Annotated in this window: 27 protein-coding genes and 1 pseudogene; 19 read left to right on the forward strand and 9 right to left on the reverse strand. The window is 30.8% G+C overall.

Annotation, left to right across the window (positions count from 1 at the left end):
- Position 1 precedes the first annotated feature (1 nt).
- On the reverse strand, positions 2-832 hold the full coding sequence (locus tag BMY33_RS01065; RefSeq protein ID WP_091404314.1) for a DUF3822 family protein: 831 nt from the start codon (positions 830-832) through the stop codon (positions 2-4).
- Complete coding sequence (locus tag BMY33_RS01070) at positions 807-1460, reverse strand: hypothetical protein (RefSeq protein WP_091404320.1); 654 nt, start codon at positions 1458-1460, stop codon at positions 807-809. Before BMY33_RS01070 ends, BMY33_RS01065 begins: the two co-directional genes overlap by 26 nt.
- 136 nt (positions 1461-1596) lie before the next feature.
- Between BMY33_RS01070 and BMY33_RS01075 the strand changes: the two genes are divergently transcribed.
- From BMY33_RS01075 to BMY33_RS01090, 5 genes and pseudogenes are all read left to right on the forward strand, one after another.
- The gene (locus BMY33_RS01075; RefSeq protein ID WP_091404323.1) at positions 1597-3024 is read left to right on the forward strand and encodes an ATP-dependent DNA helicase; all 1428 of its coding nucleotides are present in this window, start codon (positions 1597-1599) and stop codon (positions 3022-3024) included.
- An 11-nt stretch (positions 3025-3035) separates the two neighbouring features.
- Positions 3036-3611: a DUF4126 domain-containing protein gene (locus BMY33_RS01080; protein ID WP_091404326.1), complete on the forward strand. Its 576-nt coding sequence runs from the start codon at positions 3036-3038 to the stop codon at positions 3609-3611.
- A gap of 64 nt (positions 3612-3675) precedes the next feature.
- Positions 3676-4380 (forward strand): annotated as a pseudogene (gene kdsB, locus BMY33_RS23950) (3-deoxy-manno-octulosonate cytidylyltransferase); the annotation flags it as partial.
- A 78-nt stretch (positions 4381-4458) separates the two neighbouring features.
- Positions 4459-5520, forward strand: coding sequence for an iron-containing alcohol dehydrogenase family protein (locus BMY33_RS23955; protein ID WP_244542977.1), 1062 nt, complete (start codon positions 4459-4461; stop codon positions 5518-5520).
- A gap of 25 nt (positions 5521-5545) precedes the next feature.
- Entirely contained in the window at positions 5546-6109 is a 564-nt protein-coding gene (locus BMY33_RS01090) for a 1-acyl-sn-glycerol-3-phosphate acyltransferase (RefSeq protein ID WP_091404333.1), read from the forward strand.
- Here BMY33_RS01090 and BMY33_RS01095 read toward each other — a convergent pair.
- The 6 genes from BMY33_RS01095 to BMY33_RS01120 all read right to left on the reverse strand — a co-directional run bounded on the left by BMY33_RS01095 (position 6106) and on the right by BMY33_RS01120 (position 10396).
- Positions 6106-6618 (reverse strand): hypothetical protein, encoded by a 513-nt coding sequence (locus BMY33_RS01095; RefSeq protein ID WP_244542958.1) that lies wholly within the window; start codon positions 6616-6618, stop codon positions 6106-6108. The genes BMY33_RS01090 and BMY33_RS01095 overlap by 4 nt on opposite strands.
- A gap of 102 nt (positions 6619-6720) precedes the next feature.
- Positions 6721-7446: a YebC/PmpR family DNA-binding transcriptional regulator gene (locus BMY33_RS01100; protein ID WP_091404339.1), complete on the reverse strand. Its 726-nt coding sequence runs from the start codon at positions 7444-7446 to the stop codon at positions 6721-6723.
- An 80-nt stretch (positions 7447-7526) separates the two neighbouring features.
- Positions 7527-7814, reverse strand: coding sequence for a 4a-hydroxytetrahydrobiopterin dehydratase (locus tag BMY33_RS01105; RefSeq protein WP_091404345.1), 288 nt, complete (start codon positions 7812-7814; stop codon positions 7527-7529).
- Between the two features lie 36 nt (positions 7815-7850).
- A complete protein-coding gene (locus BMY33_RS01110; protein ID WP_091404350.1) occupies positions 7851-8780 on the reverse strand; it encodes a septum formation inhibitor Maf in 930 nt (309 codons plus the stop codon).
- Positions 8781-8902: 122 nt separating this feature from the next.
- A complete protein-coding gene (locus BMY33_RS01115) occupies positions 8903-9490 on the reverse strand; it encodes a Maf-like protein (protein WP_091404356.1) in 588 nt (195 codons plus the stop codon).
- Positions 9491-9493: 3 nt separating this feature from the next.
- Positions 9494-10396: a geranylgeranylglycerol-phosphate geranylgeranyltransferase gene (locus BMY33_RS01120; protein WP_091404360.1), complete on the reverse strand. Its 903-nt coding sequence runs from the start codon at positions 10394-10396 to the stop codon at positions 9494-9496.
- A gap of 200 nt (positions 10397-10596) precedes the next feature.
- Here BMY33_RS01120 and BMY33_RS01125 point away from each other — a divergent pair, with 200 nt between their 5' ends.
- The 8 genes from BMY33_RS01125 (at position 10597) to BMY33_RS01160 (ending at position 18557) form a co-directional block, all read left to right on the forward strand.
- Positions 10597-11784, forward strand: a complete 1188-nt coding sequence (locus BMY33_RS01125; protein ID WP_091404363.1) for a S41 family peptidase — start codon at positions 10597-10599, stop codon at positions 11782-11784.
- Entirely contained in the window at positions 11784-13181 is a 1398-nt protein-coding gene (locus tag BMY33_RS01130; protein ID WP_091404366.1) for a sensor histidine kinase, read from the forward strand. The genes BMY33_RS01125 and BMY33_RS01130 overlap by 1 nt, the downstream gene beginning before the upstream one ends.
- A gap of 2 nt (positions 13182-13183) precedes the next feature.
- Positions 13184-13864 (forward strand): response regulator transcription factor, encoded by a 681-nt coding sequence (locus BMY33_RS01135; protein WP_091404369.1) that lies wholly within the window; start codon positions 13184-13186, stop codon positions 13862-13864.
- A gap of 41 nt (positions 13865-13905) precedes the next feature.
- On the forward strand, positions 13906-15114 hold the full coding sequence (locus BMY33_RS01140) for a serine hydrolase domain-containing protein (RefSeq protein ID WP_091404371.1): 1209 nt from the start codon (positions 13906-13908) through the stop codon (positions 15112-15114).
- A gap of 82 nt (positions 15115-15196) precedes the next feature.
- Positions 15197-15979, forward strand: a complete 783-nt coding sequence (locus tag BMY33_RS01145) for a CPBP family intramembrane glutamic endopeptidase (protein WP_091404373.1) — start codon at positions 15197-15199, stop codon at positions 15977-15979.
- Positions 15980-16043: 64 nt separating this feature from the next.
- Positions 16044-16493, forward strand: a complete 450-nt coding sequence (locus BMY33_RS01150) for a hypothetical protein (RefSeq protein ID WP_091404375.1) — start codon at positions 16044-16046, stop codon at positions 16491-16493.
- 44 nt (positions 16494-16537) lie between these two features.
- Positions 16538-16957: a hypothetical protein gene (locus BMY33_RS01155; RefSeq protein ID WP_139195565.1), complete on the forward strand. Its 420-nt coding sequence runs from the start codon at positions 16538-16540 to the stop codon at positions 16955-16957.
- Between the two features lie 13 nt (positions 16958-16970).
- Positions 16971-18557, forward strand: a complete 1587-nt coding sequence (locus BMY33_RS01160; protein WP_091404379.1) for a S41 family peptidase — start codon at positions 16971-16973, stop codon at positions 18555-18557.
- Positions 18558-18583: 26 nt separating this feature from the next.
- Here BMY33_RS01160 and rlmH read toward each other — a convergent pair whose 3' ends face one another.
- On the reverse strand, positions 18584-19057 hold the full coding sequence (rlmH, locus tag BMY33_RS01165) for a 23S rRNA (pseudouridine(1915)-N(3))-methyltransferase RlmH (protein ID WP_091404382.1): 474 nt from the start codon (positions 19055-19057) through the stop codon (positions 18584-18586).
- An 84-nt stretch (positions 19058-19141) separates the two neighbouring features.
- Between rlmH and nadC the strand changes: the two genes are divergently transcribed.
- From nadC to BMY33_RS01195, 6 genes are all read left to right on the forward strand, one after another.
- Positions 19142-19999 (forward strand): carboxylating nicotinate-nucleotide diphosphorylase, encoded by an 858-nt coding sequence (gene nadC, locus BMY33_RS01170; protein ID WP_091404384.1) that lies wholly within the window; start codon positions 19142-19144, stop codon positions 19997-19999.
- Between the two features lie 3 nt (positions 20000-20002).
- Positions 20003-20920, forward strand: coding sequence for a YihY/virulence factor BrkB family protein (locus BMY33_RS01175; protein ID WP_091404387.1), 918 nt, complete (start codon positions 20003-20005; stop codon positions 20918-20920).
- 36 nt (positions 20921-20956) lie between these two features.
- A complete protein-coding gene (locus tag BMY33_RS01180) occupies positions 20957-21520 on the forward strand; it encodes a chalcone isomerase family protein (protein WP_091404390.1) in 564 nt (187 codons plus the stop codon).
- Positions 21521-21666: 146 nt separating this feature from the next.
- Positions 21667-22230 (forward strand): chalcone isomerase family protein, encoded by a 564-nt coding sequence (locus BMY33_RS01185; protein WP_091404392.1) that lies wholly within the window; start codon positions 21667-21669, stop codon positions 22228-22230.
- Between the two features lie 108 nt (positions 22231-22338).
- Positions 22339-22767 carry a DUF2147 domain-containing protein gene (locus tag BMY33_RS01190; protein WP_091404394.1) on the forward strand — a complete coding sequence of 143 codons (429 nt, stop codon included), beginning with the start codon at positions 22339-22341 and terminating at the stop codon, positions 22765-22767.
- A gap of 104 nt (positions 22768-22871) precedes the next feature.
- Entirely contained in the window at positions 22872-23438 is a 567-nt protein-coding gene (locus BMY33_RS01195; protein WP_091404396.1) for a chalcone isomerase family protein, read from the forward strand.
- Positions 23439-23442 lie beyond the last annotated feature (4 nt).

Genomic DNA, 23442 nt, shown 5'->3' on the forward strand with positions numbered 1-23442 from the left:
ATCAAAAATGACTTAGTAAAACAAAATGTTCGTGCTCAGCAATAGGAGTTGTTGTTTCTGGTAGCTGTACGGAGTTGTTTCTATTTCCAAAACTCACATTTCTAATATACTTATGAGCTATAGTATAATAAGAACTGTCTTTAGAAATATCTCCTAGAAAAACTAGTTGTAATTCTTCAGGGTTTAATCTTAATTGTTCTGCAGCAAACATTACATAATACAGAAAATCTTCATCAGTTTCATGTATGTATGAATTGCTCAAAACCAATTTTCCTTTAGTAACAACAACTAAATCGAAAGATGTAGAGTTCATATGAGCATAAACTTTGGTGTTTTCGCTATTTTTTTCTCTAGATAAAATATTGTCAATTAGTATGGTTGAGCAGTGTTTGTAGGTAAACGATCCAAATGTTTCAAAAAAGAAATTGGTGATGTTGGTGTAGGGAATATACACAATTACTATCTCATGCTGATTTAGTTCATCATACGCTATAAAATCATTTTCTAATACCTTGATATTGTATTTTAAATAATCTTTTAGAAGCTCAGGATCAAATAAAGCTTTAGGAACTGAAGTGTACAGATCATTTTGATAAATTACCTCTACAGTTTCAAAATCATATTTTAAATGTGTATTGTGATCAAGAATATATTTGATTTTGTTTAATACTTGTTCAGGAGATAAACGTATACCAAAATTATCCTGTTCTAAAGTAATAATTTCATTTTCAGAATTTACTGCACAAAAAGAAAGTCCATTCAAGCTTACCTGAATGGACAATGTATATTTTGTATTACCTGTGGTGTTACTCCTGTTTTGTATTTGAGTCATACGTTTTTGGCCAATTACCTGTGGTATTTACTTCTTGCATAGAACCTACTGATAAAAAAGGTCCATCTACACCTTCTACTGATACTACTTGCTTTTCTTGGAACAATAAATCTTTATCAAGATCGTGTAGTAAAATATCTTTTGCTACTCTTGCTTCAAAAACGCTTACTCGAATTCCATTCTTATCGATAAAGCCAGCGTCAAGATCAAACTTAGCATCTTTACCATCTACAGGAACATTCATCATTGTTTTGTATCGATCACTTCCTTTAAATAAAGAATCTTTAACAGAGGCATAACCAAGTGTATCTACTACAACAGTATCTCTTGGCTCATCAATTTGTAATATTTTGTTGAATGCTACAAAACTAGAATCTCTACGTTGTGTAAGTGTAAACTTTGCTGTATCTATAAAAGCAATTAATTTGGTTGGATCTTTTTCAAATTTACCAACTACCGTTTTATGGGCTAATTCTGCTTGTCGGATATCTCTAAGGTTTTCGATGGCTTTTGCATAACGCACCTTTTTTACTTTATTGAATCTTACAGGACCCATTACAGAATCGTATACCATGTATCCCAAGGCTGCGATAACTACCCATAGAACTAATTGAAGAACAATTTTCATTTTATAATTTAGCTTTTAGACATTAGTGTATACGCAAATCTACAATTTTTTTTTAATCGTAAAAGTTTATAGCCAAAAAATCATTACTATCTTTGATTTATTAACAGATTATGGATTTAAGGAATACGTATATTTCATGAGGGAAACAGAGTTTTATCAATTATTAAAAGATGATTTTCCTTTTGAACTGACTCTAAAACAGGATATTGTACTTCAGAAGCTTTCTACTTTTATTTTGTCAGGCACAAAAGATTCACTTTTTTTATTAAAAGGGTACGCTGGAACAGGAAAAACAACTTTAATAGGAACTTTAGTGAAAAACTTATGGAAAGCGAAGCTAAGTTCCGTTTTATTGGCTCCTACAGGTCGTGCTGCAAAGGTGATTAGCAACTATTCTGGGCGACACGCACAGACAATACACAGAAATATTTATTATCCTAAAAAAAATAGTAGTGGTGGACTTGCTTTTCAGTTAAAACAAAATAAAAGCAGGAATACTATTTTTATTGTAGATGAAGCTTCTATGATCCCTGATACACCTAGTGATAGTAAATTGTTTGAGAATGGGTCTTTGCTAGATGATTTAATGATGTATGTGTATTCTGGTCATAATTGTAAAATTTTATTTATTGGAGATACTGCGCAGTTACCACCTGTAAAATTAGAGGTAAGTCCAGCATTAGATCCAGATACATTATCGATGGGGTTTAATAAGGATGTCATACAGATTGAATTAGACGAAGTAGTAAGACAGGCAGAAAATAGTGGTGTTTTAATGAACGCAACTTCACTAAGGGAATTATTAAATGATGGCTTTTATGAATCTTTTCAGTTTGACGTACAAGGATACCCTGATATCGTTAGACTTATTGATGGACACGATATAATGGATGCCTTGAATGATTCGTATGCTAGTTCAGGTCATGAAGAATCAGTCATTATATTAAGATCCAATAAAAGAGCGAATATTTACAATCAACAAATTAGATCTAGAATACTTTTTCAAGAAGAGGAACTCTCTTCAGGAGATTATTTGATGGTTGTAAAAAATAATTACTTCTGGTTGGATAATAAGAGCGAGGCAGGGTTTATTGCGAATGGAGACATTATTAAAATTTTAGAGATATATGCAATAAAGGAATTATATGGATTTCGTTTTGCTGAAGTTAAGGTTGTAATGGTTGATTACCCAGATCAGAAACCGTTGGAAACAGTTCTTATTTTAGATACCTTAACTTCTGAGAGTCCTTCTTTATCCTATGAAGATTCTAATAAACTGTATCAGGAAGTGATGAAAGATTTTGAAGGAGAAAAATCTAAGTATAAGAAGTTTTTAGGTGTTAAAAACAATAAATTTTTTAACGGATTACAAGTAAAGTTTTCTTATGCAATTACTTGTCATAAATCGCAAGGAGGACAATGGGATACTGTATTTATAGAACAACCATATCTTCCGGACGGTGTTAATAAAGATTATTTACGATGGTTGTATACAGCGGTCACTAGAGCTAAAGAAAAATTGTATCTTATCGGATTTAAGGATGATTTTTTTATCGAAAATTAATTTTTTTTCAAATGCAAGAAACAATAATAAGTATATGTTTAGGAGTTGGATTAGCCGCGTCTGTTGGATTTAGGGTTTTTTTACCTTTGTTAGCGGTTAGTTTAGCAGGACATTATGGTGCTATTCCATTAAATTCTGACTGGGAGTGGGTAGGGAGTAACACGGCATTAATCGTTTTATCTATAGCTACAGTAGTCGAAATATTAGCTTACTATATTCCTTGGTTTGATAATTTGTTAGATACTATAGCAATTCCGCTTGCAGCAATAGCAGGGACGGCAGTTATGGTATCGACTGTTGCGAATTTGAGTCCTGTAGTTACTTGGGCTCTTGCTATTATTGCAGGTGGAGGAACAGCGGCAACTGTAAAAAGCACAATGGGAGCATCAAGATTAACATCATCCGCTACAACGGGTGGATTAGCTAATCCTATAATCGCTACGGTAGAAACAGGTACAGCAACGATTATGTCGGTATTATCCGTTTTTCTTCCGTTCATAGCCATAATTATGGTAATACTGTTGTTTTTTGGTTTAAGAAAAGTTTATAAAAAACTATTCTCCCGCTCTTCTGGAAAATCGATTTAAAAAAGTTATTTTTGACCTGCAAAAGCAAGCAATTTTGAACAATACTAACTTGAAAACTATCGCAATGATTCCTGCGAGATACGCTGCTTCCCGATTTCCTGGGAAATTAATGCAAGATCTTGAGGGAAAATCTGTCATTTTAAGAACATATGAAGCTGCAGTAAGTACCTCACTATTTAGTGAAGTATACGTAGTGACGGATAGCGAGATTATATTTAAAGAAATTACTTCTCATGGCGGTAAAGCCATTATGAGTATTAAAGAGCACGACTGTGGTAGCGATAGAATAGCAGAAGCAGTAGAAAACATGGATATTGACATTGTCGTTAATGTTCAAGGGGATGAACCCTTCACAGAAAGAGAAAGTCTAGAAAAGGTTTTAGAAGTGTTTCAAGGTGAAGACGCTGATAAAATTGATTTGGCAAGTCTTATGACACCAATGACTGATTGGGACGATATTGTTAACCCAAATAGTGTTAAGGTGATTGTAGACGAAGATGATTATGCCCTATATTTCTCAAGAGCTCCAATACCATATCCTAGAGATAAAGAAATTAATCATACGTATTTTAAACATAAAGGTATTTATGCATTTAGAAAGCAAGCAATTCTTGATTTTTATCGCCTACCGATGAGAACTTTAGAAGCTTCTGAAAAAATTGAATGTATTAGGTATCTAGAATATGGTAAGAATATTAAAATGATAGAGACACACCATGAAGGTGTGGAAATAGATACCCCTGAAGATTTAGAAAAAGCAAGGAATTTAATTAATAAACAAAATCTTTTGAATAGTACATCTATGGTTACTCCTAAAATTAAAGAATCTATCCATAAGAATTTTCCTATGGTGCCAAGAGTGGTTTTTGGTAAAGGATCTTTTAATCAACTAGGACAAATCCTCTCTTCTGAAAGAAAAAATGGAGCCCCTTTTATCTATCTTGTTGATGATGTTTTTGAAAATAACAAAGCATTTATAGAAGATAGAATACAGTTATCAGGTAATGATAGTATAGTGTATGTTTCCACAAAAGATGAACCTAAAACTTCTCAAGTAGATCAATTAGTTTCTGATTTTAAAAACACATACAGTTTTACACCAAGTGGTATTATAGGTATCGGTGGTGGATCTATAATGGATCTAGCAAAAGCGGTAGCTATAATGATGAATAATACAGGAAGTGCTACAGAATACCAAGGTTGGGATCTGGTAGACAATAAAGCTGTATATCACGTAGGGATTCCAACAATTTCTGGTACAGGAGCAGAGGTGTCAAGAACAACAGTATTGACAGGTCCTGAAAAAAAATTAGGTATTAATTCTGATTTTACACCTTTTGATCAAGTAATTTTGGATCCAGAATTAATAAAAGATGTTCCTAAAGATCAATGGTTCTATACCGGCATGGATTGTTATATTCATTGTATAGAATCTTTAAAAGGAACATATCTTAATGCTTTTAGTCAAAGTTATGGTGAAAAAGCATACGATCTTTGTAAAGAAATTTTTCTAGAAGATACATTGGATAAAGAGGAAGCAGATGCTAAATTAATGATGGCTTCTTGGCATGGAGGAATGAGTATAGCATATTCCCAAGTTGGAGTTGCTCACGCTATGAGCTATGGATTAGCATATGTTTTGGGTACTAAGCACGGAATTGGTAATTGTATCGTGTTTGATAAACTAGGAGATTATTATCCAGAAGGTGTGGCTCTTTTTAAGAAAATGAAAGAAGTTCATAAAATTGATTTACCGGTCGGAGTTTGTGCTAATGCCTCTGAAGAACAATTAGATACAATGGCTTCTGTTGCTCTTGGTCTAGTGCCTTTATGGGAAAATGCATTAGGAAAGAATTGGCAAGAACAGATTAATGCCGATAAACTTAAAGACATTTATCGTACTTTATAATTAATCTTTAATACTTAAAGTTACTATGATGAGACTAGCATCTTTTATATTTTATAAAATAATGGGATGGAAGATGATAGGAGATTTCAGTAGTGAAACTATTAAGAAATGTGTTGTTATAGCAGTACCTCACACTAGTTGGCACGACTTTTATTTAGGGTTGTTAATCCGGAAGATAAACGGTGTAAAAATTAGTTTTATGGGAAAGAAAGAACTTTTTAGATGGCCATTTGGTTGGTATTTTAGGAAAGTTGGTGGAATAGCTTTAGATAGAACTCCAGGGCAAAATAAAGTCGAAGCAATAGCAAAGGAATTTGAGAAACGAGATGAGCTTAGATTAACATTAGCTCCAGAAGGAACTAGAAAAAAAGTGTCTACTTGGAAAACAGGTTTCTATTATATAGCTGTGGCTGCAGAAGTTCCTATTATTATGGTTGCTTTTGATTTTGGAAAGAAACAAATAGTAATTTCTGATCCTTTTTACCCAACAAATGATCTTGATAAAGATTTACAATTTATGTATACTTTCTTTAAAGGTGTAAAAGGTAAGATTCCGGCATATAGTTTTGAGCCCGAATCCGAAGTTTAGAATTTTTCAGTATTTTCCTTTTTAATTATCTCTTTTTTTGGTTCTTTCTTTTTTTCTTCTAATGCACCAGCTCCAAAAAGCAATTCAGTGCTAGAAAATGTTGTTCCAAAAGTTTTAGCAGCATAATATACTTGTGAGATAGCACTTTCTACCTGTTCTGTGGTAAGTTCTTTTAACGGATGAACATAAGCTGACCAAAGAATACCATTAGAAATGGCGTACTTTACATCTAATGCTGAGTGAAAATTAGCAGTCATAGAATCTAGCAATAAATCTTTATCTAAATTTTTTGATTCCATAATCGGGGCTATGATACGCATCCTATTATTTTTCTGATCCGTAACACATAACATTGGCGTGTCTTTATATACTAATTGCCAGTTACCAGTGATTCCTGCTAATGTATCTGCTTTTCGAGTAATTATTTCACCTAATATCTCATTAGTCATATTTTGAGCTTGAGAAAATAACCCTATTAAGATAAACACTAAAAAAATCCATTTTTTCATAATCATATTGATTTTTTAATTTGTCGAAAAGAGTAATTAAACATAACAAAAAAGACTGTCTTTTATAGACAGTCTTTTTATAAGGTGTGGTTATACTTTTAGTTATTCGTCAGAAGAAGATTCTTCCATAGTATGATATACATTTTGTACATCATCATCTTCTTCTATTTTTTCTAAAAGTTTTTCTACGTCAGCAGCTTGTTCTGCAGTAAGTTTTTTAGTTACCTGTGGTATACGTTCGAATCCAGAAGATAAAATTTCAATTTCTCTACTTTCTAGTTCTTTCTGTATCGCTCCAAAACTTCCAAAAGGGGCATAGATTAGAATACCATCTTCGTCTTGGAATACTTCTTCTGCTCCAAAATCAATGAATTCTAGTTCTAATTCTTCTGGGTCCAGACCTTCTCCATTAATTCTAAAATTACAGCTATGATCAAACATAAACTCTACAGATCCTGATGTACCTAAGTTACCATCACATTTATTAAAATATGATCGTACGTTAGCAACCGTTCGGTTATTATTATCAGTAGCAGTTTCTACAAGAATAGCAATACCATGAGGTGCATATCCTTCAAAAAGTACTTCTTTATAATCGCTTTGATCTTTGTCAGAGGCTTTTTTAATGGCACGCTCTACATTATCTTTAGGCATGTTTACAGATTTTGCATTCTGTATTACAGCCCTTAAACGTGAGTTAGAAGCTGGATCTGGACCACCTTCTTTTACAGCCATTACAATATCTTTACCAATACGTGTAAATGCTTTGGACATTGCCGACCAACGTTTCATTTTACGTGCCTTTCTGAACTCAAAAGCTCTTCCCATAATCTAAATTTAAAATCTGAATACAAACATAAGTAGAAACAAAAAGTTTCACAAATCGATATTCATTTCTGATTTATATTTTATTCTTCCTCTACAATTCCATCAATTGCTCTGGCTAATTTAAAGTCATTTTCAGTAACGCCATCGGCATCATGAGTAGATAACGATATGTTTACTACATTGTACACATTAGACCAATCAGGATGATGATTTAAAGCTTCTGCCTCGAATGCTATGCGTGACATAGCAGAAAAAGCATCCTTAAAGTTCTCAAACTCAAAAGAAGTATGAAGTGCATTGTCTTCATATTCCCAACCATCCATTGTTTTTAATCGGCTTGTAATTTCTGTTTCAGTTAATTTCATAATTATATTATTAATTTAAGTAGATCTTTTTGAAAAAAATTAAAGTCCTAATTCTTGTCTTAAGACTTCATCTTTGTTACTATTCTTGCTCCAATAAGGAGATTTTATACTTTTTAGTTTAGTTGCTTTGGTAACTAATTCTTTTGCATTAGAACCAAAACCACTTTTAAAAGTTTCTGTCCAGCTTTCTATTTCATGCGGAAAGGAAGTGGTAAAGGAAATACTAATACTTCGATTTAGTTCTGGGTATTCTATGGTATATGTACTATAATTGGCATCTTCTAGTAGTGTGGTTTTTGCAGTATATGCCTTGATTTCTATATGTTTAAGTCTACAGTATTCTAGTGATGGAATGATTTTTAATTCTCCTTGTGGCAGGTTTTCTGGATCTATTCGGATTTTAGTCCATAATTCATTCTCAAGAATATCTTTGTCCAATTTGAAATTTTGATCAGCTTCTCCCTGAAAATATGAGTGAGACATAAGTTCATATTTTTCTCGATTATTTAATTGTGCGTATACATGTCCGCACCATTCTTGCATAGAACTAGATACTTTTAATGCGTGTTGATTATTAGCAACAGGGTAAAATATACTTTGCATAATTGAGTAAGGGTATATACCAGTATTAAACTTTTTGGTAGCATTTAATTTTAGAATAGGAATATTATCTGGATTTTGGTAATCCGCCTTTACTTGCTCATTTACTAGAAAATCTTCGGTAACATATACAAGAACTGCTTTTCCTTCTCTCATTTCACCATATCTGGCTTGTTCCAATTTGTACGATGTTATTTCTGCATTTCCAGCATACCAGTATTTCTTGAAATCTTCAGAAAGTTCTTTTGCTGGTGTTAGTACTGTTTCTTCGTTTTCAATATTTTTAATCTTTTCATCTGCTTTGATATTGCTACAAGCAATAATAATCAAAACACCTAGTAATCCAAAAAGGAGCAATGGCTTTTTCATAGGAGTATTTTTTTAGATTTTGTAATTCTCTAGAGTATTTATTTTGAAATAAATTTATATTCAAAATAAAGTTGATAGGTTCTTATAATCTTACCAATTAGTAAAACTAAATTACGATAAAGCTATGATTCTACAAGTTCCATTAACGTTTCATAAACAAGTTGTACAGGTAATCCCATTACATTAAAATAGCTGCCTTCTATATTTGTAATTCCAATATATCCGATCCATTCTTGTATTCCATAAGAACCCGCTTTATCCAAGGGAGAAAAAGTGTCTACATAGTATGTTATTTCTTCACTACTTAGTTTTTTAAAAGTGACTTTCGTAGTTTGATTGATAACTGTTGTCGTAGTCGTAGTCTTAAAACAAACAGATGTAATTACTTCATGTGTTTCTCCAGATAAAGAAGCGATCATATTTTTAGCATCCTGAAGATTTTTTGGTTTTCCTAAAGCTTTATTATGATGCCAGACAATAGTATCACTGGTAACAAGGATATCATTTTTTCTTAAATCTGTAAACTCAGCTGCTTTTAGTTTAGCTAGATAATCAGAAATTTCGACTGCTTTAAGGTGATCAGGATAAATTTCATCTACTTCTTTTAATTGAATAGTGAAATCCAAATCCAAATCTTTAAAAAATTGTTGTCTTCTGGGTGATCCTGATGCGAGAATTAAATTATAACCTTTTAAAACTTGTTTAAGCATATCTTATTTTAGAATAAATTGATAAAGTAGTAGGGATAATGATGCTATAAATAAAACTATTTTTAAGATAAGACTTAAAGTTTTAAATTCTTTGTTGTTTTCTGCTCCCCAACTTTTAAACATAAAATATAATAATGGCGCAACTAGTAATCCTAAAACAATAACTACAGCGATAGAATTATTGAATAAATATGTATAGACATAATAAATAATCAAACCAATAGGAATTAATGTAAGGCCACTAATTAGTTTTGTAGTACGCTCTTTTCCCAAAGTAATAGGTATTGTAGGTAATCCAGCATTATGATCTCTATCTATATGTATACAATCTTTTAGAATTTCTCTTATTGTAACTATTATGAATGCAAAAATAGAATAGTCTACTACTATTAAGAATATTACTTTTTGGGAAACCCTATTTTGCTCAGTGATAGCAGGAAGTAAGTCGAAAATAGTTACCCCAATCAATCCCAACGCCATAAGAACACCAATAAGTATATTTTTTAAAACTAAAATTTCCTTTAAATATGTGGTATAAATATAAAATACACCAGATACTACAATGAACAAAGCAGCAAGCTTTGGTTTTCCTATGATATTTGATAAATAGAAACCGATAGCAACACCTATAACATTAAAAATTATGAAAAGACGATTCATTATTTTTTCAGATATAACCGCCTCAGATGTTTCCTCGATAATAGCATATTCTTTATTCTGAATATGTAACATAATATTTGCTGCTGCCACTAGGGAAATAGTGGAAACGATTAAAAGTGATATTCCGAATGCATTTAATGTAATGTCAATATCAAAAGGTTCAAAAAGACCATATTTAATAAACAATTGCGCTAAGGCTATAAGAATAAGATTATCAAATTTAATCAGCTTTAAATATGCTTGCATATAGGATTGGTTTGATTTGTTCGCAAATGTAGTAATTAATCTTTTTTGAGGACGTATTAACTTAACTTCTTCCTTTCCTTGTTTTATAAGGTTACTAAACTTTGTTAACGTTAATGGTCGGTTAACGATGCTTAATTTCTCGTTTTGATCCAGGCTATCTTATACATTTGATCTCATCAACAATCAAAAAACGAATAGTAATGTTTAGAATCATCATCATTTTTTTAGTAACGTATAGTTCTATTGCACAAACTAAATATCAAAAAGACTTTGATTATTATTGGAATACAGTTGATCAATATTTCGCTTATTTTGATGTTCAAAATGTAGATTGGAATGAAGTAAGAAGGATTTATCAACCTTCTGTAGATACCATTCAGAGGGGTGATGATTTTGTTCGTTTATTAGAAATGACTAATAATGAATTGTATAATGGGCATATAGGTCTTAATACAAATTTAGCTTCTTCAAGCAGACTTATCCCTACAGGTACTGATATTTGGGTTTCATATGATAATAATCGATTTGTTATATCTGGGATTAGAGAAGGTTTTCCTGCAGAAAAATCTGGATTGTTATTAGGAATGGAAGTAACTGGATATAATGGTATTGCAATTTCAGAAGCTATAAAAAAGTTTTTACCTAAAAGTGTTACAAAACATACTGTCAAAATGTACGAGTATGCGGCTAATCTTTTGTTAGCAGGTACACATAATACGAAAAGAAGTATTAATGTTAATGACTCATTAACATTCAATATAGAAAATGTAAAAAATAACAATGCCACTGAATTAGTGGGATCCAAAGTTATAGGCGACAATATTGGTTATATTAAAATCAATAATTCTCTAGGTAATAATGGTACTATTAAGACTTTTGATAAAGTATTGAGTAATCTTCAAAACACTAAAGGGATTGTTTTAGATCTTAGGGATACACCAAGCGGAGGAAATACTACCGTAGCGAGAGCAATTATAGGGTCTTTTATAAGTAAAGAAGCGCCATATCAGCAGCATAGTTTTACATATGAAGAAAAATTATATGGAGTAAAGAGAAATACTATTGAATTGGTTTCTCCCAGAGGGGAAATTTATAAGAAACCTTTAGTTATTCTTTGTGGACGATGGACTGGTAGTATGGGAGAAGGCATAACCATTGGATTTGATGGATTAAATAGGGCGGAAGTAGTTGGTACTGATATGGGAGGTTTATTAGGAGCAATTTACAACTATACACTACCAGAAACTAATATTGGATTTCAATTTCCAGTAGAAAAGTTATTTCATATAAATGGGATTCCTAGAGAAGATTTTAGCCCAAAACATTATATCTTAGATTCCCAAGATCAATTGCAGAAAGCCATTGATATCATTAATTCATCTTTGTAATGAAAAAAAAGGTAAACATACTGATTACTACATCTGCGGTAGCTTTAATAGCGTTATGTGCAATACAAGCTTACTTGATACATAATACGTATCAATTAAAAAAAGATGTTTTTATTAAAGAAACTAAAAAAGCCATTAGTACTATAGATAATACTGTAGAAATGGATTCTTTAGCAGAGGTTTGGTATACTTATTTAAGTGAGAGTCTTATAGAATATAAAAAGAATAATATTCAGAAGAAAGAGGCCCTGAATAGATTTAGACCCATAACAGATTCTTTAAATCATTTGTTTGTAGCCTATTATAAAAAAGAAATTGCAAATCGGAATTTAGAATATGATATACAATACAAAAAAGATATTAAAAGCATTGTGATTTTTGATGGAGAAAAGATGGATTCTATTTTTTCTGAATCAAATGGAGAAAATGTTTATTCTTTTGGAGAAAAGTTTTCTAAAGAAGATGAAGTAGTTATGAGTAAAGCACGTTGGTTTACTGATATGGATTATGAAAATGAAATTAATAATGATATGATAAATGTCTCATTAGATATAGAAGTGAGAACTATAGATTATATCAATATTATAGGATGGAAAAAGATAGTGTTTAAGCAGATGGCAACATTATTTGTTTTCTCTGTTGTTTTGTTTCTTTTTGTAGTAAGCCTTATGTTTTATTCCATAAGAAACTTAATTCGCCAGAAAAAACTAGCGGATATAAAAACGGATTTCATCAATAATATTACTCATGAACTTAAGACTCCAATGGCTACTTTAGGAATTGCTACTAAGAGTTTAAAGAAAACCGAAATACATAATTCTCCAGAAGCATTTTCTAATACATTAGATATTTTGGATCGTCAAAATAATAGGTTACAAAAACTAGTAGATCAGGTAGTTACTAATAGCTTAGGGTCCGAAGAAATAGTACTTAATAAAGAAGAGATATTAGATGATACTTATTTTCAGAATGTTTTAAAGGATTTTGAGTTATCAGTTCAGAATAAGAATGTAACTATTACTTCTAAGATTGAATTTAGAGAAGTACATCTTAGTATTGATAAGTTTATGTTTACTACAGCAATACTTAATATTCTTGATAATGCAGTAAAATATGGTAAGGAAGAGGTTGATATTGTTTTTAGAACATATCTTAAAGATGATATGTATGAGATATCTATCCATGATAATGGAATAGGAATTTCGGATAAGGAACAACGTAAGATTTTTGAAAAGTTTTATCGCGTAGCCAAAGGAGATCTACATGACGTAAAAGGCTTAGGTCTTGGGCTTTTTTATACGAATCAAATAGTAAAAGCACATCAAGGTAATATCAAATTAGAGAGTAAACAAGATTTAGGAACTACGTTTACAATTACAATACCGACACATATATAATTATGAAGCATATATTATTAGCAGAAGATGATTTTGATTTCGGAAGTATTTTAAAACAATATTTAGAGCTTCATGGATACGGTGTAGTTTGGGCTCAGGATGGAAAAGAGGCTTTACAAGTATTTTCCGAAGAACAATTTGATATCTGCGTATTTGACGTTATGATGCCTAAAATGGATGGATTTACTTTAGCAGAAAAAGTAATAGAGATTAACCCAGAAATTCCTTTTGTATTTCTTACCGCAAAGAAAATGAAAGAAGACAAAATCAGAGGGTTAAAATTAGGAGCTGATGATTATATAGTTAAACCATTTGAAGCAGATATTTTAGTTTTAAGGCTTCAGAATATTTTAAAACGATCTCAGAAAATTGAGCCCGTACGCGAAGAAGTTATCGTTATTGGAGATTATAAGTTTGAGGCAACTAATCACTGTTTGAAACTTAATGGAGAACGACAGAAACTTACAGAAAAAGAAACAGTTTTGATTCAGTATTTGTATGATCACAAAAACACTATGATCAAAAGAGAAAATTTATTGAAAGATGTTTGGGGTAATGATGATTTCTTTTCTGGTAGAAGTATGGATGTGTTTATTAGTAGGTTACGAAAATATTTTAAACAAGATAATAAAATAAAAATAGAGAGTGTAAGGGGAGTAGGCCTTACGTTTAATTTGGAATAATAGATTTCATCAATCATCAATCAATCAAAAAACGAATAATTATGAGAACAATGAGTATCATTCTGTGTCTAACAGTTACATTCTGTATTAGCGCACAAACATCAGTAAGTCAGTTTGATAAAAAAATAGATTCTATATACAAAACTAGTAAAATAGCAGGTTTTGGAGTTTCTATAATGACACCAGATAAAATACTTTATCAAAATGGATTTGGTTATGCTGATTTAGAAACTAATAAAAAATATAGTGTAAATACAGTACAAAATATTGGTTCTGTTTCTAAAACTTTTATTGGGATAGCTTTAATGAAAGCTATAGAAGAGGGTAAACTTACAGTAGATACTCCAATAAATGATATTTTGCCATTTAAAATTAACCATCCTAAATATCCAGAAATTCCAATTACTGTTGAACATTTGGCTACGCATACATCTTCCATTTTAGATACGGATGCATATGAAAAGAGTTATGTTATAGAAAATGCAGTAGTATTAAATAAAGAGAATTATACTAAAAAAGAACTCAAAGAATTGAAGGTAATGAGCTCTAATAAGACATATAGTCTAGAGGGCTTTCTAAAAAATCATTTAACTCCAAAAGGAGAATGGTATACAAAAAGTAATTTTTTAAAACATCAACCTGGTGATAGGTATGAGTATTCCAATATTGCATCGGCATTATTAGCGTATATCATAGAAATAGCAACGGATATGTCATTTCCGGAGTATACGCAAAAATATATTTTAGATCCATTAGGTATGAATAATTCTGGCTGGTCGGATGAATCTATTTACCAAGGACATCGTGCTTCTACCTATACAGAAGCCGGTAACAAAATCCCTAATTATAAATTAATTACATATCCTGATGGCGGATTTAAAAGTAGTATCAGAGAATTGTCTCTATATCTACAAGGTCTTATGAGAGGGTATTATGGAGAAGATAATATACTTAAAGCTACGTCATTTCGGGAGATGATGTCCCCAAAATTAGCTAAAGAACAGTACAATAGTAAAAAAGAATTAAAGGATAACTACGGATATTTTTGGGAAGTTTCTCCTTCTGGAAAAATGGGTCATAACGGTTCTGATCCAGGAATATTGACCTTGATGTACTTTAATAAAAAAGAAAAAGTAGGTGCTATATTTTTCATGAATACCTCCTTAGAGGAAAGCAAAGAAATTATACGTTCCGTACAAAAAATATGGAACGCTGTAAAAGAATTTAAAAGAGATTATATCAACAGTTAATTTTAAAAATATACAATCAAGATAGGATAGCAATCATTGCTAATATTTATAGTCATTATATAATACTAAAAATTCATATAAAATGATTAATTCAAAATTTTGGAATCAACTTATACTCTTTGTAATTGCCATACTAACTATTTTATTGTCTAGAGAATATTTTTCAGATTTATTAATAGAAAAAGGAGTCGATTCATATCAAATACATACATTTTTAAATATTGGGTCTAATCTCCTTTTGATCATAGTTTCAATATTATTGATACTAAAAAATGGACTTTCTAAAATAGCAGGAATAAAAGAAACAAAACTAAAAAGATGGTACCTTTTACTATTTCCTCTTGTCTATTTAGTATTGCTTAATTTGTTATTGATAGATGAGATAAATACAGTACTTCTAGCTCCTAATGTTCTTGTGTTTGCAATATATGCATTGTCAATAGGTTTTGCGGAAGAATTAAGTCTTAGAGGATTTTTGCAATCCTATTTAATAAAACATCTGGGTAGTACAAAAAAGAATATTATTTTATCTGTATTAATTTCTTCTTTATTTTTTGGATTACTACATATAATAAACTTTGACAATGGCTTTTATGGAGAATTGTCTCAAATTATTTATGCGACATTTATTGGTGTTATGTTCGGGACGTTACTAGTCGTTACTAAAAGAATTTATCCTTTAATTATTATCCATGCTATTATTGATTTTGTAGGAGATTTTGAGACAATTGGACTTCCCGTAAAGAAAACTGTAAGTGAAAGTGGTTCACTAGAAAATGCGATTTTAATTACCTTACTTATTTCACCTTGCTTGTTATATGGAATTTTTCTAATGAAAAAATATCCAATACAGAATAATACATAAGGATGAAAAATTAAACTCAAGCATATTATGAATGATATCAATCATTAATCAAAAAACAAACATTATGAAAACATTAATTTTAATTATTACGAGTTTAGTATTGGGATTATTAACAACCAATGCACAGACAACAGAAACCAGCTCATCAAAATCCTCATCAGAAATTTCATTTACCTACGATACAGATGATGAGAATAAAAAGTTCTATAGATCTTTTGTAACACTAGACATGGATAATGATTATCGAATCAAAATACGCTTTATGAAATATATGAAATCTAATGTCAAATCATATTTAATTGATCAGTTTGGAAAAGAAAACTTGATAATAAAAGAGGATACTTATTTATGGACTAAAGAGTTGGAGGATGAAGAGGTATATGAAGTGAAATTAAGAGGGAACAGACTAAGGATAAACGTTAATAAGGAACTAGCATCAGATAAGTTAATTAAGAGATTTGGACAGATAGGTAGGGAGTTAAAAGAATTAACTTCAGAATCAGAAAGAAGTTAAATAGATAATTATAAACATCAATCATTAATCAAAAAACAAGTATTATGAAAACAATCATTCTTATGTTATGTATGGCATTTACAATGCCGATGATCAACGCACAGACAAGTTCTAATTCTAAAGTTACAGTTAATTACTCTAGTGATGATACTGGTGGTAAAGGGTATAAGGTAAATATTTCTATTTCCAATACAGATGATACGTATACCTTAAAAGCAAGTTTCCCATCACATAAAACTGATGAAGTAAAAAAGTTTCTTAATAATCATTTAGAAGCAAAAATGTCTAAAGTTTATGGTTCATACGCTTGGAACTATAACAGTAAAGGAGAAGAAGGGTATAAAGTAAAACTTAGAAAAGGAAAGTTATCCGTCTATTTGGATAAAGAAGCATTATCAATTGATTTGTTAGAAGATTTGATAGATGCATTTAGCGATCTAAGAGATTTAATTAAAGATAAATAAAGAATATACCTTAATGAAGAAAGTTATTATATGGATGATGTTTTTTATATATATCATTCCAATCAATGCTCAACAGGGTCAAAAGAAGTTTCTTACCACTAAGCAAATATCAGATTTATATAATTTGATGATTTCCGAGATAGAATATGTAGATGCAGAGGCTATAGTGGTAAGAAATAAAACGAAACAGGTAAATTGGGATGAGTACAAGGCATATCATCAAAAACAGTTTATCAAGGCTGATAGTTATAAAAGTTTAAGAAAGAAATTTCTTGATTTTGGAAAAGGGTTTACAAGCGGACATTCTTATTTTAAGTTCAGTTATCCGATAGAAAAACAAAAAAAGGATAAGATAAAGAGTTCAATTAAAATTGGATTTACATATCCAGAAATTGTGTTTTTTGATTTAGAATCTAAGAGAACAATTTCAAAAATTAATGATAAATCTATTAAAGACATTTTTCAAAAATTTATAAACTATGAAACGAGAGCAAATGGAATAGGAACTTGTCAGTCTAGTTTTAAATATAGATTTGAACAGGGTTCGCTAAAAGTGGATGGTCATCTTCCAAATGAAATAACTTTTGAAGATGGAAGTAAAAAAGAAGTTACTTATTCTGTTAATAACGATGCTGAATCCTCCTATGATCGTTATATGAAGCAAATTGAGATTGATCAATACAAAGGCTGGCGATTGATAGAGAGAGGCTATAAAACCGCGTTACTAATAAAAGATAATGTAGCTTTAGTCAAAATAAAAAACTTTGCATATAATAGAGGCGATAATGATTTAAGGTGCACAAAAGCAGTAAATGATTCTACAGTTTGTAATGATATTACAAAAATTAGAAATGGTTTAAAATCGGTAGAAAATGATATAAGTTATCTGATTTTTGATGTTCAGGATAATCCTGGCGGAAATGAAAACTCATCATTTCTTGCAGAGTTTTGTCCATCAGAATTTAAAGATCTAAGAATACAGTACAAGAAAACAGCTATTCTTGAAGATAATGATCTTAGGACTGCATTATCATATGGTTTTCCTGGAGCAAATAGGTGGTTTGACGAAATTTCAGAAAATGGGATTTACGATAAAACTGAAAATGGAAGTTTTCTACCGCCAAGAGGAGATTTCTGTCGAGGCGGAAACAGTTGCGAATTGAAATATATTGAACCTAACGAAACTGCTAAACGAAAGGTTAAAAAAATAATAGTTTTAGTAAATGAAAGAACAGCAAGTTCAGCAGATGATTTTGTGTATAGAATGAAAGAGTATGGGAATGCAATCATTGTTGGACAACCGCAATCTGCGGATCTTACGTTTGCTCTAATTGGCATTGTTTTTTATATAGATGACCAAGGGAATATAAGAAAAATGTATACAGATAATAATCAAAGAAATTACGATGTTCCCGGAATAGAGCTTTTTCAATTTTCCGTACCGTATTCAAGAACCGTTAATAAAAAAGGAGAAATGCTTCAAGGAAATCCTCTTAAACCTGATCTATTACTAGAAATTACGAAAGATAATTTTGAAAATAGGGAACAAATTGTGTTAAACAAAGCTATTGAAGAGTTTGTTACTAAAGAGAATAACTAAGTCATTTCTAATATAAGTAATGAGTCTTATCGATGATGATAAGGCTCATTTTTTAGAATAGTAAAACCTCTATATAACTGTTCTATAAAAAATAATCGAATCATCTGATGCGAAAATGTCATTTTTGATAAGGAAAGTTTACCGCTAGCTCTATTGTATACTTCAGGACTAAATCCATATGGTCCACCAATAACAAAAATCAATTGTTTGATACCGCTATTCATATGTTTCTGTAAGAGTTGAGAAAAGCCTACGGAGTCATATTGCTTTCCATTTTCATCTAATAAGATTAGAACATCAGAAGTAGTTGTTTTACTTAGAATCAGTTTTCCTTCTTTATCTTTTTGTTGTGCCTCGCTGAGATTTTTAGAATTTTTGATATCAGGTATAATTTCAAAAGTAAACTTGATATAAAACCCTAATCTTTTTGTGTATTCAGAGATAAGATCTTGTAGTTGTCTATGATCTGTTTTGCCGACTGCGATTAATTTAATAGTCATTGATATAGTTTCTTTATTGACTTTGTACTTCCAACTTCGTACTTCCAACTTCTTTTCCTACTTTAGCAAAAATAACCATTCAATATGATTACAAAAGCTCAATTTGATACAGAAATTGAATTAATAATAGCAAATGCTATACGAGAAGATGTTGGTGATGGCGATCACAGTTCTTTAGCGTGCATTCCGGATACGGCAACTGGTAGAGCTAAGTTGTTGGTAAAGGATGAAGGAATATTAGCTGGTGTGGATTTTGCTAAAGAAGTATTTAATTATGTTGATCCCAAAATGGAGGTTGAGGTAAAGATAAAGGATGGATCAAAAGTGAAATATGGAGATATTGCATTTTATGTTTCAGGAAGTTCTCAGTCTATTCTTAAAGCAGAACGATTAGTGCTTAATGCTATGCAAAGAATGAGTGCTATAGCTAGCAAGACCAATCAGTTTGTACAATTATTAGAAGGAACAGGAACTAAAATTCTGGATACTAGAAAAACAACACCGGGAATTAGAGCTTTAGAAAAATGGGCAGTAAAGATAGGAGGCGGAGAGAATCATAGATTTGCGCTATATGATATGATTATGCTAAAAGATAATCATATTGATTTTGCTGGAGGAATTACTAAAGCAATAGAGAAAACAAAAAAATACTTATCAGATACTGATAAGGATCTTAAAATAATTGTTGAAGCTCGTAATCTTGATGAGATTAAAGAAATTCTTAAAACTTCAGGAGTATATAGAATTTTGATTGATAACTTTAATTATGACGATACTAGAAAAGCCGTCGAACTTATAGGAGATACCTGCCTTACGGAATCTAGTGGAGGAATAAATGAAAAAACAGTTCGGAAATATGCTGAATGTGGTGTAAATTATATAAGTAGTGGCGCTTTAACCCATTCTGTATATAATCTGGATTTGAGTTTGAAAGCAGTGTAGTATATGTCAAAAGCAGTTGAAGATAAACTCAATAAAATTCCGATTATAAATATTTTAGTTAAAATCGGTAAAAAAGTTATTCTTCCTGGTTTTGAAGGCCTTTCCGTGTATGATTTGGTAGAAATTTATACCATTGGAATCGTAAAAGGAACGTTTTCTGCTAGAGCGAGTGCCATTTCTTGGAGCTTTTTTCTATCTCTTTTTCCTTTTCTGTTATTTTTATTAAACCTAATACCAATTATCCAGATAGACGGTTTTCAAGAAAATTTCTTTGAATTTATTACCTCTGCCTTACCTAATCAATCTAAATTATTTTTTGAAGAAATATATACGGATATATCTGCTAACCCAAGAACAGGTCTTTTATCTACGGTTTTTGTATTATCATTATTTTTAATGACTAACGGTATTAATGCGGTTTTTTCGGGTTTTGAATATTCATATCATGTTACTCTAAATAGAAATTTTGTAAAGCAGTATATAGTTGCTTTAGGAGTATCTTTGATCGTGGCATCATTGTTGCTTATTACCGTAATAGTAACCTTGTATTTTAGCTATTTGTTAGAAGATCTTAAGGAAATGGGAGTGATGGATAATACTGTTTTTTGGCTACAATTTGGTAAATATGGATTGTTTGTCTTAATGATTTTCCTTGTAGTAGCTACGTTGTTTTATTTTGGAACAACAGAAGGAAAAATGAATAGATTCTTTTCTCCTGGAGCATTTATGACTACGGTATTAATAATGGTAACTACTTATTTATTTGGAATATATATAGATAATTTTTCTAACTATAATAAATTATACGGTTCAATAGGTGCTATGCTGATTCTAATGGTGTATATATGGCTTAATGCTAATTTACTTCTGTTAGGTTTCGAATTAAATGCTTCACTTATTAAATTGAAGAAGAATTTTTAATATTTTAGCAACATACAAACATTTAATTTAACAAAAATGAAAAAACTAAGCTTATTATTTATTCTTTTAGCAATTGTAGGAACTACTCAGGCACAGGTTCAAGTTGGAGATGCTACATTACCAAGTACGGTAACTTTTAGTGGAGAAGACTTAACTATTAATGGAGCAGGAATGAGAGAGAAGTTCTTTTTCGATATTTATGCTGGAGGATTATATTTAAAGAAAAAAAGTACAAGTGCTAGTTCAATTGCAGCTGCAGATGAAACAATGGCTATAAAACTACATATATTATCAGGTATGATGTCTAGAAGCAAAATGGAATCGGCCCTTAGAGATGGTTTCAAAAAATCTACAAAGGGTAATACGGCTTCTTTAGATAAAAGAATAAATACTTTCGTTGGATTCATCAAGGATGAAATTGAAGAAGGACAGATTTATGACATTGTGTATGAGAAAGGTAAAGGTAGTGTGATCTATAAAGATGGAGTTGAGAAAGGATATGTAGAAGGATTAGACTTTAAAAAAGCGTTATTTAACATATGGATAGGAAATAATCCAGCAGATAAAGGGTTAAAAAATGAAATGTTAGGTGCTTTTTAGGTTTAAAAGTATTATTTTAGCGGTGAAATACACAATTTAACGTTTTTTTTCTGTTTTTACTATGCGCGCATAGCAAATTTTATTACTTTTGTAGAGAAAGGAAAAATTTTATTATTAATACACCCCAGATTAAAACTTTAACAAAGATGAAAAAAATTACTTTACTAATCGTAGCATTTATTTCTTTAACAACAGCTACGGCACAAATAAGAGTAGGTAAGGCAGTTTTGCCGTATGAAGAAAACTTTGGCGAAACTGATCTTAAGTTAAACGGAGCTGGGATGCGTGAGATGTTATGGATCGATCTATATGCAGGAGGTCTTTATTTGCAGAAAAAGAGTAAAGATCCGAGAGCTATTTTGGATGCGAACGAAACAATGTCTATAAAATTAAACATTGTTTCAGGTTTTGTAACGCAAAAGAAGATGATTAAAGCCGTTGAAGACGGTTTTAAGAAAGCTACTTTTGGAAACACAAAAGCGTTAGATGAAAGAATCAATAAGTTTATTAAGTTTTTTAATGAACCAATTGTGAAAAATGACATTTTTGATATTGTATATATAAAGGACAAAGGAGTAAAAGCTTTTAAGAATGGAAAAGAGCTTGGATTAATAGAAGGTAGAGACTTTAAATATGCTTTATTTAAAATATGGTTAGGTGATGAACCTGCTAGTGAAGGAATTAAAAATGGGATGTTAGGACTTCAATAATTTTCTATCTCCATAGTATAAAAAAAGCTATCTGAATTTCAGATAGCTTTTTTGTTTTAGCTGCATATTTTCTATATTGAACACTTAAGTAAAAAATACATAATCAAAATGAATAGATCTAAGATTCTTATTATAATATTATTATGTCTTACCGGTTTTGTGAATGCGCAAAATGAAATTATTGGTAAATGGACGACCATAGATGATAATACAGGTGAACCAAGGTCAATTGTAGAAATTTATAAGAAAGGAAATAAATTGTACGGTAAAATAGATCGAATATTGAAAGAATCTGATCGTAATCAATTATGTATAGAGTGTGAAGGAGATGATTATAATCAACCAATAGAAGGAATGGTTATTATTAAAGATTTACAGAAGGATGGTGACGAATATGAAGACGGTACGATAATGGATCCAGAAAATGGAAAAGTGTATAAATGTAAAATTTGGCTTGATGAAGATGATCCTAATACGTTGAATGTTAGGGGTTATATTGCTTTTTTGTTTAGGACTCAAAAGTGGGTTAAAGGATAATGTTTTTTTTAAGAAAACCTTTTTAAAGAAAATTTTAACATTATTTTCTGTTAGTTTTTAGAAAAATACAGAACTAAGCTTTTGTAATAATTAAAAACTAAATCATGAAAAAAATAATTACCCTATCTATCTTATTAGTCGTTACGACAATTGCTTCCGCCCAAATAAGAGTGGGAGATGCAGTTATACCTTACAAAGTTACTTTTGAAGGAGAAGAGCTTACTCTTAATGGAGCTGGTGTTAGAAAAGTTTTAGGAGTAGAAACATATTCAGGTGGTTTGTATACCGTTAATAAGTATTCAGACGATAGAAAAGTTTTAGACGCAGATGAAAGTATGTCTATTAGATTGGTTATCAATTCTAAGAAGGTAACTAATAAAAGGATGAAGAAGGTGTTTAGAAAAGGTTTTGATGATGCTATGTTTGGTAATACTCAGAGCTTGGATGTTAGAATTGATCAATTCTTAGAATTATTCGGAAGTAGTACACAAATTAATGACTTTTTTGATTTAGTATACATTAAAGGAAAAGGTATAAGAACTTTTAAAAACGGAGAAGAAGTTGGTTATATAGAAGGAAGAGATTTTAAATATGCATTATTTAAAATATGGTTAGGAGATGAACCAGCTTGCAAGTTGATTAAAGGAGGAATGTTAGGGCAAAATGGATAAATAA

The organism is Aquimarina amphilecti, from assembly GCF_900109375.1.
Taxonomy (GTDB): domain Bacteria; phylum Bacteroidota; class Bacteroidia; order Flavobacteriales; family Flavobacteriaceae; genus Aquimarina; species Aquimarina amphilecti.

Bases quoted from the DNA above. Each gene is read 5' to 3' on its own strand.
- BMY33_RS01065 (WP_091404314.1), bottom strand. From the start codon at position 832: ATGACTCAAATACAAAACAGGAGTAACACCACAGGTAATACAAAATAT.
- BMY33_RS01070 (WP_091404320.1), bottom strand. From the start codon at position 1,460: ATGAAAATTGTTCTTCAATTAGTTCTATGGGTAGTTATCGCAGCCTTG.
- BMY33_RS01075 (WP_091404323.1), top strand. From the start codon at position 1,597: ATGAGGGAAACAGAGTTTTATCAATTATTAAAAGATGATTTTCCTTTT.
- BMY33_RS01080 (WP_091404326.1), top strand. From the start codon at position 3,036: ATGCAAGAAACAATAATAAGTATATGTTTAGGAGTTGGATTAGCCGCG.
- BMY33_RS23955 (WP_244542977.1), top strand. From the start codon at position 4,459: ATGGTGCCAAGAGTGGTTTTTGGTAAAGGATCTTTTAATCAACTAGGA.
- BMY33_RS01090 (WP_091404333.1), top strand. From the start codon at position 5,546: ATGATGAGACTAGCATCTTTTATATTTTATAAAATAATGGGATGGAAG.
- BMY33_RS01095 (WP_244542958.1), bottom strand. From the start codon at position 6,618: ATGAAAAAATGGATTTTTTTAGTGTTTATCTTAATAGGGTTATTTTCT.
- BMY33_RS01100 (WP_091404339.1), bottom strand. From the start codon at position 7,446: ATGGGAAGAGCTTTTGAGTTCAGAAAGGCACGTAAAATGAAACGTTGG.
- BMY33_RS01110 (WP_091404350.1), bottom strand. From the start codon at position 8,780: ATGAAAAAGCCATTGCTCCTTTTTGGATTACTAGGTGTTTTGATTATT.
- BMY33_RS01115 (WP_091404356.1), bottom strand. From the start codon at position 9,490: ATGCTTAAACAAGTTTTAAAAGGTTATAATTTAATTCTCGCATCAGGA.
- BMY33_RS01120 (WP_091404360.1), bottom strand. From the start codon at position 10,396: ATGCAAGCATATTTAAAGCTGATTAAATTTGATAATCTTATTCTTATA.
- BMY33_RS01125 (WP_091404363.1), top strand. From the start codon at position 10,597: ATGTTTAGAATCATCATCATTTTTTTAGTAACGTATAGTTCTATTGCA.
- BMY33_RS01130 (WP_091404366.1), top strand. From the start codon at position 11,784: ATGAAAAAAAAGGTAAACATACTGATTACTACATCTGCGGTAGCTTTA.
- BMY33_RS01135 (WP_091404369.1), top strand. From the start codon at position 13,184: ATGAAGCATATATTATTAGCAGAAGATGATTTTGATTTCGGAAGTATT.
- BMY33_RS01140 (WP_091404371.1), top strand. From the start codon at position 13,906: ATGAGAACAATGAGTATCATTCTGTGTCTAACAGTTACATTCTGTATT.
- BMY33_RS01145 (WP_091404373.1), top strand. From the start codon at position 15,197: ATGATTAATTCAAAATTTTGGAATCAACTTATACTCTTTGTAATTGCC.
- BMY33_RS01150 (WP_091404375.1), top strand. From the start codon at position 16,044: ATGAAAACATTAATTTTAATTATTACGAGTTTAGTATTGGGATTATTA.
- BMY33_RS01155 (WP_139195565.1), top strand. From the start codon at position 16,538: ATGAAAACAATCATTCTTATGTTATGTATGGCATTTACAATGCCGATG.
- BMY33_RS01160 (WP_091404379.1), top strand. From the start codon at position 16,971: ATGAAGAAAGTTATTATATGGATGATGTTTTTTATATATATCATTCCA.
- rlmH (WP_091404382.1), bottom strand. From the start codon at position 19,057: ATGACTATTAAATTAATCGCAGTCGGCAAAACAGATCATAGACAACTA.
- nadC (WP_091404384.1), top strand. From the start codon at position 19,142: ATGATTACAAAAGCTCAATTTGATACAGAAATTGAATTAATAATAGCA.
- BMY33_RS01175 (WP_091404387.1), top strand. From the start codon at position 20,003: ATGTCAAAAGCAGTTGAAGATAAACTCAATAAAATTCCGATTATAAAT.
- BMY33_RS01180 (WP_091404390.1), top strand. From the start codon at position 20,957: ATGAAAAAACTAAGCTTATTATTTATTCTTTTAGCAATTGTAGGAACT.
- BMY33_RS01185 (WP_091404392.1), top strand. From the start codon at position 21,667: ATGAAAAAAATTACTTTACTAATCGTAGCATTTATTTCTTTAACAACA.
- BMY33_RS01190 (WP_091404394.1), top strand. From the start codon at position 22,339: ATGAATAGATCTAAGATTCTTATTATAATATTATTATGTCTTACCGGT.
- BMY33_RS01195 (WP_091404396.1), top strand. From the start codon at position 22,872: ATGAAAAAAATAATTACCCTATCTATCTTATTAGTCGTTACGACAATT.